General features: G+C 54.8%; 10 protein-coding genes and 2 pseudogenes. 6 read left to right on the top strand and 6 right to left on the bottom strand.

Annotation, left to right across the window (positions count from 1 at the left end):
* Window positions 1–14: 14 nt before the first annotated feature.
* Window positions 15–644, bottom strand: coding sequence for a response regulator transcription factor (locus tag ACIO0C_RS09025; RefSeq protein ID WP_401310529.1), 630 nt, complete (start codon window positions 642–644; stop codon window positions 15–17).
* 258 nt (window positions 645–902) lie between these two features.
* On the opposite strand from ACIO0C_RS09025, the gene hpaC reads away from it, so the two are divergent.
* Window positions 903–1415, top strand: coding sequence for a 4-hydroxyphenylacetate 3-monooxygenase, reductase component (gene hpaC, locus ACIO0C_RS09020; RefSeq protein ID WP_401310526.1), 513 nt, complete (start codon window positions 903–905; stop codon window positions 1413–1415).
* A 109-nt stretch (window positions 1416–1524) separates the two neighbouring features.
* On the opposite strand, the gene ACIO0C_RS09015 is transcribed toward hpaC, so the two are convergent.
* Genes ACIO0C_RS09015 through ACIO0C_RS09005 form a run of 3 tightly spaced genes read right to left on the bottom strand, consistent with a single transcriptional unit; the run spans window position 1525 to window position 5125 of the window.
* On the bottom strand, window positions 1525–2532 hold the full coding sequence (locus tag ACIO0C_RS09015) for a phosphotransferase enzyme family protein (RefSeq protein ID WP_401310523.1): 1008 nt from the start codon (window positions 2530–2532) through the stop codon (window positions 1525–1527).
* Between the two features lie 9 nt (window positions 2533–2541).
* Window positions 2542–3819, bottom strand: a complete 1278-nt coding sequence (locus ACIO0C_RS09010) for an aspartate aminotransferase family protein (RefSeq protein ID WP_401310520.1) — start codon at window positions 3817–3819, stop codon at window positions 2542–2544.
* Entirely contained in the window at window positions 3812–5125 is a 1314-nt protein-coding gene (locus tag ACIO0C_RS09005) for an amino acid permease (protein ID WP_401310517.1), read from the bottom strand. The genes ACIO0C_RS09010 and ACIO0C_RS09005 overlap by 8 nt, the downstream gene beginning before the upstream one ends.
* A gap of 914 nt (window positions 5126–6039) precedes the next feature.
* On the opposite strand from ACIO0C_RS09005, the gene ACIO0C_RS09000 reads away from it, so the two are divergent.
* The 5 genes from ACIO0C_RS09000 to ACIO0C_RS08980 are packed head-to-tail and all read left to right on the top strand — an operon-like array spanning window position 6040 to window position 10415.
* Window positions 6040–6951 carry an McbB family protein gene (locus tag ACIO0C_RS09000; RefSeq protein ID WP_401310514.1) on the top strand — a complete coding sequence of 304 codons (912 nt, stop codon included), beginning with the start codon at window positions 6040–6042 and terminating at the stop codon, window positions 6949–6951.
* Window positions 6948–7751, top strand: a complete 804-nt coding sequence (locus tag ACIO0C_RS08995; RefSeq protein ID WP_401310512.1) for a SagB/ThcOx family dehydrogenase — start codon at window positions 6948–6950, stop codon at window positions 7749–7751. Before ACIO0C_RS09000 ends, ACIO0C_RS08995 begins: the two co-directional genes overlap by 4 nt.
* Window positions 7738–8937 carry a YcaO-like family protein gene (locus ACIO0C_RS08990; RefSeq protein WP_401310509.1) on the top strand — a complete coding sequence of 400 codons (1200 nt, stop codon included), beginning with the start codon at window positions 7738–7740 and terminating at the stop codon, window positions 8935–8937. The genes ACIO0C_RS08995 and ACIO0C_RS08990 overlap by 14 nt, the downstream gene beginning before the upstream one ends.
* Before the next feature lie 12 nt (window positions 8938–8949).
* Window positions 8950–9693, top strand: coding sequence for an ABC transporter permease (locus ACIO0C_RS08985; protein ID WP_401310506.1), 744 nt, complete (start codon window positions 8950–8952; stop codon window positions 9691–9693).
* The gene (locus tag ACIO0C_RS08980) at window positions 9693–10415 is read left to right on the top strand and encodes an AAA family ATPase (RefSeq protein WP_401310503.1); all 723 of its coding nucleotides are present in this window, start codon (window positions 9693–9695) and stop codon (window positions 10413–10415) included. The genes ACIO0C_RS08985 and ACIO0C_RS08980 overlap by 1 nt, the downstream gene beginning before the upstream one ends.
* 209 nt (window positions 10416–10624) lie before the next feature.
* Here the strand turns inward: ACIO0C_RS08980 and ACIO0C_RS08975 are convergent.
* Window positions 10625–11224: pseudogene (locus tag ACIO0C_RS08975) on the bottom strand (methyl-accepting chemotaxis protein); the annotation flags it as partial.
* Window positions 11225–11479: 255 nt separating this feature from the next.
* A pseudogene (locus ACIO0C_RS08970) lies at window positions 11480–12532 on the bottom strand (HAMP domain-containing protein); the annotation flags it as partial.
* Between the last annotated feature and the right edge of the window lie 46 nt (window positions 12533–12578).

Below are 12578 nucleotides of genomic sequence, written 5' to 3'. Positions count from 1 at the left end.
CGACTGGAGGAGGTTCAGTGCCGCGCCGGCTCATCCACCGGCAGATGCAGCACCTCGCGCACCAGCATGGCAATGCTGGTCACGCCCATCTTTTCCTTGATCTTGGTGCGGTGCACGTCAACGGTCTTCACGCTGATGTTCAGCTCCCGGGCGATCACCTTGCTGGCCTTGCCATCGATCACCAGCATCAACACTTCACGCTCGCGGCTGGTCAGCAGCGCCAGCTTGCCCTGCAGGTTCTGGCGCTGCTGCTGATCGGCCTGGGCGTGCACGGCGGTCTTGAGCGCCGCCTGGATGCGGTCGATCATCTGCTGCGGGTTGTAGGGCTTCTCGACGAAGTCCAGCGCGCCGTTCTTCATCGCCGTGACCGACATCGGGATGTCGCCATGGGCCGAGACGAAAATGGTCGGCAAGGTGCTGCCGCGCTGGTTGAGGATCTCCTGCAACTGGAAACCGCTGGTTTCCGGCATGCGCACATCCAGCACCAGGCAGGCGGGCTGCCTGGGGTCGTACTGGCTGAGAAATTCTTCGGCGCCGGCGAAGCACTGCGCCTGCACGCTGACCGACTCCAGCAGCCAGGCCAACGAGGTGCGCAGGTCTTTGTCGTCATCAACGATGTAAACAATCGGTTTGCGGGTTTCCATCAGGGGCTGCCACGAAAATTCTAATTATTGTTTTCGCACGCGAACGCGCGGCACGCATCGGCTGTGTTTCTTCCAGCCTGTAAGCAGGATACCCACTGTCGCCGGCCCTTGCGATAAAGAAACCACCTAGTCGACTAGCGGAAACCTAACCTCGCCATGGGGATCGTCAGAATGGTTGCGCCGTGCCCACAGCCTTAGTCTTGTTCCATCACCTACGGGCCGTTTCAAAGCGGTCCTCCTGAAGGAAGGGGCATCGACATGGCCGACCTGAGCCAGCAGCAAATCGACTTTCGCAACGCCATGGCGCAGCTGCCTGCTGCGGTAAACATCATCACCACCAACGGCCCGGGCGGGCGCTGTGGCATCACCGCCAGCGCCGTGTGCTCGGTGACCGACTCGCCGCCCACGGTACTGGTGTGCGTCAACCGCAACAGCGCCACCCACGACGTCTTCCGCAGCAACGGCCGCCTGTGCGTCAACGTGCTGTGTGGCGAACAGGAAGAACTGGCCCGCCACTTCGCCGGCATGACCCAGGTGCCGATGGCCGAGCGTTTTGCCTGGGACCTGTGGGACGACGGCGCAGCCGCCGTGCCGGTGCTGCGCGATGCCCTGGTGCAACTGCAAGGGCGCATCAGCGAGTGCAAGGAAGTGGGCTCGCACTCGGTGATGTTCGTGGAGCTGGACAAGGTTGGCGTGCGCGAACCGCGCGATAGCCTGGTGTATTTCAACCGGTTGTTCCATCGGTTGGAGCATGCTGGGGCGCATTGCTGACAGACCGCGTTATCATTCTTCGCCTGTAGGCGCCAGGCTTGCCGGCGAACCAGGCACCGCGGTGCATCTGTTGCACCGCGTTATCGTTCTTCGCCGGCAAGCCTGGCTCCTACAGATATTCCCGGGCCAACCGACAAGCCCGCTCTATCAACATCGGCGCCATTTCAATCGCCGTCGGCGTGCCCTGGCGGGTATGAATCCAGCCCAGGTAAGTTGTGCCGCGCAGCATCAGGAACAACGCCAGCGTCTTGCGATCCGCCTCGGTCAACGGCTTGACCCTGTGATAACCCTCCAGCAGCGCCGCCTTGATCTGCTCATAACGTGGATCATCCAGGCAGAAATACAGCGCGGTAGCCAGCTCGAACATGTGCCAGCCAAACCCCGCGTCGTCGAAGTCGATCAAGCGCAGGCGCGGGCCTTCGATCAGCAGGTTTTCCGGGACGAGGTCGGCATGGATCATGCCGAAGTTGCCCAGGTGCCGACCGTACTGGCGCAGGTCTTTGCGCGCCGTACGCCGGGCCTGTTGCAGCAGGTCCCGTTGCTCATCGCTGAGCTGTTTCAGCTCCCAGAAACGCCCCCAGAACGGATTGGCCCCGATCAAGCCTTCCTCGTCCCAGGCATGCCGGACAAACTCGTCCGGCTGCTGCCAATCCGTCGAATGCAAATGAATGCGCGCGGCAATCGCGCCGGCCTCGGCAAACAGGAAATCGATTTCGGTATCAGCCTGCACCCCGGACTCCGAGGTGCCGGCCGTGGTGCCCGGCAACCAGGCGAGCATGTCGACATGGCGTTTGCCGATATCGGCGTGGCTCACTTCAATCAGATGGCGCCGGTCCCGGGCGCGAATGATCTGCGGCACGGTAATCCCGGCGCTCTCAAGGGCTTCCATCCATTGCAATTCGGAACGCAGCGCCGCTTCGCAGTGATACCCATTGCGATGAATGCGCAGGGCCACCCGCTGGCCGTCGTGGCGGCGGGCAGAGAACACGGCGTTCTCGCGGAATTTCACCAGTTCGATGTCGCCGAAATCGCCGTCCCAGTGTTGCAGGGCGTGGCGCGCCAGGTCGTGCAACCTTGCGACTTGTTGATCGTGGCTCAGGGTGTGGAATTGAGTCATGGCAGGTCCTCAAATCGCGCTCAGGGCGTGGTCCAGGGTGTCGACGAACAGGTCGGCGTGATCGCGGCTGAACACCAGCGGCGGGCGCAGCTTGAGAATGTTGTCGCCGGCGCCGATCTTGCTGATCAGCACGCCGTTTTCGCGCATGTCATTGACCACCTTGCGCGCTTCCAGCCCGGCCGGTTCCTTGCTGGCGCGATCACGCACCAGCTCCATGGCGAAGAACAGGCCCTTGCCGCGTACATCGCCGATGATCGAGTGCTTGCCTGCCAGTACCTGCAAACGCTGCTGCACATAAGCACCGACGCTTTGCGCGTTTTGCAGTAGCTGCTTTTGTTCAATCTCGTCCAGCACCGCCATGCCGACCGCCGCCGCTACGGGCGAGCCGCCGAAGGTGTTGAAGTACATGGCGTTGCGCCCGAACGATTCCACCAGCGCCTTGTGGGTGATTAGCCCGGCCAGCGGGTAGCCGTTACCCATGGGTTTGCCGAGGGTGACGATGTCCGGCACGACGCCGTGGGCCTGATGACCCCAGAGGTGATCGCCGGTACGGCCGAAGCCCGATTGCACTTCATCGGCGATGAACAGGCCACCGGCGGCGCGGATCAACTCGGCAGCCTTGGCGACGAAACTGGCCGGCACCCGGGGCAAGCCTTCGTTGGCGAACAAGGTGTCGATCAGCAGCGCGGCGGGGCGAATGCCCTGGGCCTGCATCGAGGCGATGGCGGCCGCGATGTTGGCCGTGTATCGCTCGGCCAGCTGCGCCTCGCGGGTGCCCAGCGGCGCCCGGTACAGGCACGGGATCGGCACGGCACGGGCATGGGCGGCGAAGGGTTCCGGCGAGGGCAGGGCGGTGGTGACCTGCGCCAGCGACGCGGAATTACCATGGTAGTTGTAATCGCTGACGATGATGCCGGTGCCGCCGCTGGCGTAGCGTGCCAGGCGTAGCGCCAGTTCGTTGGCCTCGGTGCCGGTGCAGGTGAACATCGCGGTGTCCAGGGGCTGGCCGAAGGTCGCGGTCAGGCGTTCGGCATAGCGCACCACCTGCTCATCGAGGTAGCGGGTGTGAATGTTCAGCGTGGTGGCCTGGCGGTGCATGGCCTCGGTCACGTGAGGGTTGCAGTGACCGACGCAGGGCACGTTGTTGTACACGTCCAGGTAGCGTCGACCGTCGACGTCGAACAGCCATACACCTTCGCCGCGCACCAGGTGCAGGGGCTTGTCGTAGAACAGCGGCGAGGCGCTGCCGAGTACGCGGTGACGGCGTTGCAGGAGAGTGTCAGGCATGGTCTGGAACCTCGATGGGGGCGGTGCGGCGAGTGCGCAGAAGGAAGTTGAAAATACACAGGGCGAACGTCACGCCGAGGGCGATCAGCATGCTCAGGTCAAGCTGGAAGCAGGCGGCGACCACCACCAGCGTCAGGGCCAGGCCCAGCCAGGCGACCAGCTTGCCGCCGATCAGGCGGAAGGGGCGTGGCAGGTCGGGCTGGCGACTCTTGATGCGCAGGTACGCGCCGAAAATGCACAGGTAGCAAACGTTGAGCAGCAGCACGACCGCGAGCATCACCGTGGCCGGATCGACAGTGGACAACGGCAAGCCGATGGCGCCGATCAGCAGCAATGCCGGATACGGCGTGCCGCGTTTGCCGGTCTTGCCCAGCCACTGCGGGAACAGGCCGTCGCGAGCCATCGCGAACAGTTGCCGGGAGGCCGCGTACACCAGGGAGAAGAAAGTGGCGATCAAGCCGAACACGCCACCGCAGCCGATCACCTTGGCCAGCCACGAGCCTTCACCGAACGCGCTGTTGCTGGACATCGCCGCGTACAGCGGGTCGCCCGCCGAGCCCACCAGTTCAACACCGCCGGCGCCCGGTGCGCATACCAGCACCACCAACGCGGTGACCAACAAGGTGCCGATGGCCGCCAGAATGCCGCGGGGCATGGTGCGCCCCGGGTTTTCAGCTTCTTCCGCCGCCGAACCGGTTTGTTCGACGGTGATGAACAGCCAGATCGCGAACGGCACGCAGGCGAAGATGCCGCCGAGGCTGACGGGAGTGGTGACATTGGCCGGCAACACCAGCAGGTTGGCCAGTTCGACATGTGGTGCCATGGCCACGCCGAACGTCAGCAAGGCGACGACGGCAATCACGCCGGCAATGAACGTCAGGCCCATGGCCTCACCTACGCCGCGCAGGTGAATGCCAATGATCACCGCGAACAGGGCGATCTTCACCGGCCAGCCGCCAAGGCCGAAAATCGACTCGGTATAGGCACAAATGAACGTCGCCGCCGCCCCGGTGCCGATGGTCAGGGCCAACGCACAAGCCACCCCGACGAGGTAACCCACGAACGGCCCGAATGCACTTTGCGCATAAACGAACACACCACCGGCGCTGGGCAACGCGGTGGACAGTTCCGCCACGCATAACGCCAGCCCACCGCACAGCAGCGCCATCAACAAGGTGGCGATCAGCATGTTCAGCCAGCCACCGGCCGCCAGGCCAAAGTTCCAGCCGGAAAACTGCCCGGCCACCACCAACGCAATTCCAAGGCCGGCGATCTTTGGCCAGCCCAACGCACTTTTCTTGAGCACAGAAGTCTCCCGCGACCCGAAGGTCGATTTATTGTTTTTAGTGAGAAATGGAGGGGGCAGGCGTTGCACTGCACACTGCCGCTCAAAGGCACCCGCCAAGGTTTTGTGGGGGGTACCCTGAGGTCGGCTTTGATACTACGCCCGGGGGTGCATCAGAGCATGTTGCACGCATGCCATGTGCTTGATTGTGGGTGCCAGAGTTCTTCTGGTTTCGGTGGCTGCAGGAGAGTTCCTTGCGAGCCTGCACGGATTGCAACTTGTGCCAGGCAGGCGTTCCGGTGCTGCCGTCATAGGCTTGGAATCCGTGCCAAGCGGTCATCAAGGTTACCGTCTGTCGTTTTTTTTCGACTGGAAAAGGGCTAGTTCAAAAAGTTCTCATGGAAAAAGCAAGTATCTTCTTACTCCGTCCTACAGCTCGCTGAGCTCAGCACCGCTCGGCTTGTTTCAGTTTTGCAGAAGCTATGTGACGATTTTTTAAAGATTTTAAAAGTATAGTAATTAGATTCATTTTTTTAAACTATAACTCAACAAAAAAACAGCGCCTCCGGCCCCTGTGCGAAACTTCTCGTAAAGTCGAGTGAATTCTCCTACACGTAAAAAATACAGTCTCTTGCGTTCAATACTCGAAGCTATTAGATATAAAGGCGCCACTGAATTCCCGGTGGCACTTTCTCTAACAGTGAGTGTTAGTTATGAACACTGAAAATCTTGGTGAGATTCTTTACTTTGGAGATGAGTCTGATTTTGGCTCATGCCCACACATGGCTGGAGGATCCGGAAGTCAAGGCGGATGTGGGGGAAGCGGCGGATGCGGAGGTGGCGGCGGTTGTAAGGGGGGGAGTGGAGGTAGCGGCGGGTGTGGGGGGAACGCTATAACCGCACCAATATCATCCGATAACGATTAAAGAACCAAAGTGCTATGGATTTTCTGGTATTTGCCAGAAAAGCCAACTGTGAGGGTTTTTATGATGATAAATATACAAAACTATGAAATATTAAATTTTCCTACTGATAATTTGATCGTCTCAAAAAGGGGGGTGTCAAGGATAAACTCACCTGCCTTATTGGCAGCGTTGACGAAACTAAAAAATTATAAAAATATTTCAAAAGTTGCATTCGATGAGATATTGTCGGATCACGGATTAAATCCGGAATGTGCTTATGGGTTCTTAGAAAAAGCACTTTCCATTACGGAGGATTTCAGTGGCTCGTATTTTGAGAAAACCATAGTAGCTCATGACTGGGGAAGAAATACCGAACTAGAAAATTTACTGAGAAGTGAAATAAATACACCTTTGGAATTAAGTGAGATATCAGGTTCGCTCGTAGATATCGTTTCGAATAAGAAATACTACATTGTTATCATGTGCATGTATTACGATTATGATTTTATAAAGAAAACATACTTTGATCTGGTAAGTGCGGCTCCTGAAAGTGCAATCAGTGTTTGTTATTCTGTCGGGAATTCTTATTGCATAAGTCAACCCTATTTGCCGAAGGTCGGGAACCCGTGTCATTTTTGCAGTGTGGATAGGCTGATAAACTATGAGGGATATCAAAGCAGCAGGAATGCTTGGTCAAAGCTCCTACAGTTCTGCAGAAGTAAACATATTGCAGTGCCTGCAAGCCCGTTGAATGTTCTTCAACGCTCATTGTTGGTTGGGGCGTTGATCAGGAAAATAAAGCTGCTGACGAGTTCCGATAGTGAGCTTCGCTATCAGGATAATATCCTCCAGGAAACCCATGTTGATTTTGCAAGTACTTTGGTGAGAGATGCTTCGGTTGCCCATTGGTATATGTGTGACTGCTTGAGGCTGCAAAAATGAAATACATTCCTCATGATTATTATCTTAAGTTCATGGATTCCAATGTTCATGCAGAGACTGTAGGTTTTCATGCAAGGGGGAACTATACAATTCATGACGCTTTCGCGCATGCTACCCGTCTGCACAGTATCAGTGATAAGGATCTTTCCCAGTTGACTGGGAATGAATTACGACTTTATCCAGACATGGACATAACTTTCCCTATTGATCCCAAGGTGAAACCGAATTCGGCTATCTGTCGAAATGAGTCATGTGGAACGTTCTCTAAGGAAAGTATAGAGTTCTCTAGAGTCGAAAAATTGGTATCCCCACTTCTGTGTTCAAGAGAAGATGGCTATAAGAGAGGGTACCCAAGTGGTGGCGCGCTATACCCTGCTGAAGTGTTTATTTGTTCGCTAATGGACGATGACAAAAATTGGCCGTGCCCTGAGAAAATTTTACATCTACTACCTCAGTCAAAAAAGTTTGAAATAGTGCAGGGTACACAGGACGTAGAGGACTTAAAAAAGGCAGTCTTGTCTGCACCGGGTAGCATTGGGTCGCCTAGTGTCGCAATAATTTATGCTGTCTACATACCTAAAACATTATTCAAATATAGATATCGAGGATATAGACTTGCGTTAATGGAAGTTGGCTCAATTTATATGTTGATCGAATTGCAAGCGAAAACCCTGGGTTTGCGGTGTAGGTTGTGGTCAGCATATACCGATACGATGCTGAGCAAAGCAATAGGTCTTAACCCTACACTTTTCTTTCCGGTATGTGTCCACTTTATTGGTGAGCAGCATGATCCTATATAATTCCATTCACGAGTCAGTGTTGCCTGGTGCACTGATTTGTCAACCGTCGTGTTTAGTGTCTTTTCCATCCTCGGTCGAAGTGGAGGATTCTTGGCTAAATGGAGGGTCGGGCATAGGGGATGGTTCCTCATCTATAAAGGCGGCGCTAGGGGAGTATTTTGAGAGGCGACACTTCTATATGGAAGTGATGTCAAATGTTGTTGGAAATATCAATCATTCGCTGACGAGGGTGGAGGCCGAGAAATTTATCGAGGCTTTCTCTCAAACCAATGAAAATGACCTGACATCCGCACAACTTTTTAGCCATTCATATAACTTAACGAAAGTGTTTTGTGCGTCAGATTTTTCTGTTTGTCACATTCCAACTGCATGTATCTCTCTAAATTACCATAAGATCGAAAGCGAAAGCGCAATATACCCCCTGCGAGATACCTGTGGTTGTAGCTTTCATTGGTGTTTTGAAGAAGCGGGTTTTGGCGCGATTAAAGAATATTTGGAAAGGCAATTTCTAGTTAGGTTTTGGCTCACAAGAAAATGCCAAGTTTTAATTGCCAGCGAGAATGTCCTAGAAGCTTTGTGTGAAAGTCGTGCTAAAGCTCTGTATCAGGCGCTTCATAAATCAGGTGAGCTCGCGGTCATAGATATATCTGATGCTGATTATCCCGGCTCATGCATATTGACAGTTTATGGTCAAAAAAATAGAAAGCGACATGTTCAGTATTGCGCAGGGATGTCGTATGCAAAAACACGTGCTGCCGCAATTGAAAAATCAATATACGAGCTGTGGCAAACTTACAGGTTTGTTGATTTATTTTTGGCGACTGAACGTGATATCGACGAGGTAAAGGACCCGTACTTGAAGCATTTTCTGAACTGCAATACCTATGATACATACAAGGAGATAATCCGTATTAATCCTTGCAGTATGTTCGCCTCAGAATCTTGTCCTGATTTTAGCTTCTCAGGTCTTTTAGCTACCCTCAAGGCTCAGCAAGTTGATGGCTATTTGTATGTTGATTCATTGACCATAAATAATGACTCATACTTCTTTTGTAAATTTGTTTCTCCAGATTTTTTTCTGCACATGAATAACTCCAGGGGGATAAATACTCGCAATAAGTACTCTCAAATTTTTAGCGCTCAGATCGTTGCTGAGCGAAAAAACATGATGGTTCCATTTCCATAAAAGGAGATAGCTATGCCAATGTGTACTATGTCAAGATCCCTTGCACTCTCGGGGCTGTTTATAAAGGAGCAGTTAAAAGAACCTGTCGCGCTTTTTTGGATGATTATTTCTCCCGTAGTGACCTATTATTTGCTTGCGTATTCTAGAGGGGGGGGTTCTGCCTCAGAAGTAAGCTACATGGAAAGTACATCCTGGTTTTATGCATATATCTCTTCAAGTGTCGCTTTTTTTGGATTTTCTTTTTACATCGTAGGGAGGAGGGAAAGCGGTTATATCAGATCGTTTGTTTACACGCTCGACGCAAAGATGGTATTTATGGCGGCGCAGTTTTTAGCGTACTCACTGATTGCCTTGATTTACAGCATCACTTTCTATGCTCTGACATATTTTTCTTTCGGGTCCTTTGATGTGTCCGATCTCTGGAGGGTTATTTCTCGTTTTTATATATGCTACATCCTCTTTATCATTCCAGGGATTTTGTTGGGGTTTCTGCCATTAAGTTTTCAGAATACTAGTACGGTTTTCTCAATTGCGTCATTTATAATGCTTGTGCTGGGAATTCTAAGTGTTGGTGACTCGTACCCTGTATTCGACGCTGTTAATGAATTCAACCTTCTATCTGTTGCGAATCAGGTCATGGTTGGAGGTTGCGAAAAATACAGTGTTTTAATTTTATGGATTATTGGCTCGTTTGTAGCGGTCTTTTTATTGTCATTGCGATTCTTGCGTATAAATCCTGTGTGGAGTCGATATTGATGAGTATGTTAGAAACTAAATCCCTTTGTTTTGGTTACTCTGACAAAGTGATATTCAATGACGCGTCTATCAATGTGATTCCTGGGGCCATCACCGGATTGCTGGGGCCAAACGGATCTGGAAAAACTACTTTTTTCGATATCGTTTGCGGGCTCCGAAAAGTGAATGAAGGACAGCTTCTCAACAGGTTTGCCACACAGCTTTATTTATCGCAGACAGTCATGACGCCACCCGTATTTCGTATGTCCGATATTTTTCGAATGACGACGTTGTTGTGCTCACGGACCCGAATCTCGCAAGAGCAAGCCTTGAGGAAACTCACTGCCTGGAGTCCAGAAATAGTTCAACGATATAAAGAAATCTGGTCAAAAAAATCTTCTGTTTGCAGTTACGGTGAAAAGCGTTGGTTTTTTACTCTTTCCTTGCTGGCCATAGAGGCGAGTCTGGTAATACTGGATGAGCCAACCGCTGGAGTGGATCCTGAATTCAGGCATTATATTTGGAAATGCCTGCGGGGAGCGGCAAATGAGGGAACGGCAATTCTGGTGTCGTCTCACAATGTAGAAGAGATTGCAGGTAACTGTGACATCTTTTACATGATCAGTCAGCAACAGTTCAAACCATTCAATTCAGGTGGCGAGTTCGTGAGGCGCTATGGCGCAAGCAGCTTGGACGAAGCTTTTATCCGTGCAGCTGCCGAGCCCGTACGTAAAGCTCTGTAGATGTCCATGCATAAATGCCGATGACTTCGTGCCCGATCAACTGATCGATTCAAATGTCCACCAAGCCCGTTTTCAGTCATGCACTAGCCATGAGGACGCTTTCACTGGCTCGCTCCCGCAGGGATCTACGACGAACACCGGACACGTGTTCGACGATGATCAAATGCAGGTGGCTTGCCAGCGAAGACGATTTGTCAGGAACTCCTCAGTTAAATACGAAAACTCCCCACCAACTGATTCAACCGCGCCGCCTGCTGCTCCAGTTCGGTACAAGCCCGCAACGTCGCCTGCAAATTCTCCACCCCTTGCTGGTTCAGCGTGTTGATCCGGGTGATGTCGACGTTCAAGGCTTCCACCACGGCGGTCTGTTCTTCGGTGGCGGCGGCGACGGACTGGTTGACGTTGTCGATCTCACCGATGCGCTGGGTCACGCTGCTCAAGCGGCTGCCGGCGAGGTTGGCGATGGTGACGCTTTCTTCGCTGTGCTGCTGGCTTTCGGTCATGGTGGTGACCGAGTCGCGGGCGCCCACTTGCAGCTCCTCGATCATCTGCTGGATCTCCAGTGCCGAGGACTGGGTGCGGCCGGCCAGGCTGCGCACCTCGTCGGCGACCACGGCAAAGCCGCGACCGGCTTCACCGGCCCGTGCCGCTTCGATGGCGGCATTGAGCGCCAGCAGGTTGGTCTGCTGGGAGATGCCCTTGATCACTTCGAGGATCTGCCCGATGTTCACGGTCTTGTCGTTGAGCACTTCGATGTTGGCGCACGACGCGCTGATTTTTCCCGACAATTCCTGCATCACGTCAATGGTACGTTGCACCACCTGGCGACCGTCTTCGGCCTGTTGCCGCGCACTGGACGCCTGATGCGAGGCATCGGAGGCGTTGTTGGCGATTTCCTGGGCGGCAGCGCCCAACTGGTTGATCGCGGCGGCCACGCTGGTGGTGCGGGTGGCTTGAGCGTCGAAATTGCCCAGCGATGAATTGGAGGCCTCCAGCACCCGGCGCGCGCCTTCGTTGACGCCATGGGCCGCTGACGACACTTCGCGGATCGACTGGTGGATGCGCTCGACAAAACGGTTGAACGCGGTAGCCAACTGGCCGATTTCATCCCGTGACTGCACTTGCAGGCGCCGGGTCAAATCACCCTCACCGAGGGAGATGTCTTCCATGACCCGAGTCAGCATCTGCAACGGCCGAGTGATGCGCCTTGCGGTGTACCCGATCAGCAACAGGCCAAGCAGGGCCGAGCCGCCACCGAGCAGCAGCTCCAGCGCAGTGCTTTGCACGCCTTGGGCATCGAGTTGCTTTTGCAGGGTGGCGACCGGTGCCAGCAAGACTTCCTGGGGCACGCCGACCAGCACGCCCCAGGGCGCGGCACCGGTAATCGGTGGCAACGGTTCGAGGACCTTGATTTGCTGCGGGTCGACAAACACCTTCGGCTGACCCTGGCGCAAGGCGTCCATCACCTGGGCACTGTCCATCGGTTGCCCGAGGCGGCTGACGTCCTGGCTGTTGGCGGAAATCACGCCGCGGGGGCTGACGATGCTGATCTGGCCATGGCCGTCGAACAGCTGCAGCGCACTGGTTTCGCTGTTCTTCTGCAAGGCGGCGAGGTTGATGTCGAGACCGACCACGGCGATGACGTTGCCGTTGTCCAGCAGCGGGAAAGCGACGCTGGTCACCAGTTTGCGACTGCCCGATGCCTCGTCGAAGTAGGGCTCCAACACGCAGGCCTGGCGAGTGTCGCGGGCGCAGGTGTAGAAGGCGTTGTAGGGGGCGCCGCTGGGCCCCGGCTCGGTGTTGGCCAGCAGGCCTTCATCACCGATCACCGCTTGCAGTTCGCCGGGTTTGTTTTGCACCCAGTACAGGGAGAAGCGTCCGGTCTCGTTGCTGCCCAGCTCAGGCTTGTTGGCGAAGCCGGCATCGGCACCGTCCAGCGCGTCAGGCTCAAAAACGACGTAAAGCCCGAGCAGGTCGGGCTTGTCGATCAGGGCGTGTTGAAGCTGGGTGCTCAGCGCCTGGCGCAGTTGTTGGCGGGTCAGATTGCCCTGATGCTGGAGTTGCCTGAGGTACAGCAAATAACGCGACAATCCCTGGCCGAATTCGTGGGTCTGCATGAAGGTGCGTTGCACTTGCATGGCCTGCACTTTACCCAGGGCCTGC

The sequence above is a fragment of the Pseudomonas sp. NPDC087336 genome (genome assembly GCF_044744285.1).
Lineage (GTDB): Bacteria > Pseudomonadota > Gammaproteobacteria > Pseudomonadales > Pseudomonadaceae > Aquipseudomonas.
Note: the sequence above shows the minus strand (reverse complement) of the source record. Positions and strands in the feature narration are given on the sequence as shown.

Excerpts from the sequence above, each read along its gene's own strand:
- ACIO0C_RS09025 (WP_401310529.1), bottom strand. The coding sequence starts at position 644 with ATGGAAACCCGCAAACCGATTGTTTACATCGTTGATGACGACAAAGAC.
- hpaC (WP_401310526.1), top strand. The coding sequence starts at position 903 with ATGGCCGACCTGAGCCAGCAGCAAATCGACTTTCGCAACGCCATGGCG.
- ACIO0C_RS09015 (WP_401310523.1), bottom strand. The coding sequence starts at position 2,532 with ATGACTCAATTCCACACCCTGAGCCACGATCAACAAGTCGCAAGGTTG.
- ACIO0C_RS09010 (WP_401310520.1), bottom strand. The coding sequence starts at position 3,819 with ATGCCTGACACTCTCCTGCAACGCCGTCACCGCGTACTCGGCAGCGCC.
- ACIO0C_RS08995 (WP_401310512.1), top strand. The coding sequence starts at position 6,948 with ATGAAATACATTCCTCATGATTATTATCTTAAGTTCATGGATTCCAAT.
- ACIO0C_RS08990 (WP_401310509.1), top strand. The coding sequence starts at position 7,738 with ATGATCCTATATAATTCCATTCACGAGTCAGTGTTGCCTGGTGCACTG.
- ACIO0C_RS08985 (WP_401310506.1), top strand. The coding sequence starts at position 8,950 with ATGCCAATGTGTACTATGTCAAGATCCCTTGCACTCTCGGGGCTGTTT.
- ACIO0C_RS08980 (WP_401310503.1), top strand. The coding sequence starts at position 9,693 with ATGAGTATGTTAGAAACTAAATCCCTTTGTTTTGGTTACTCTGACAAA.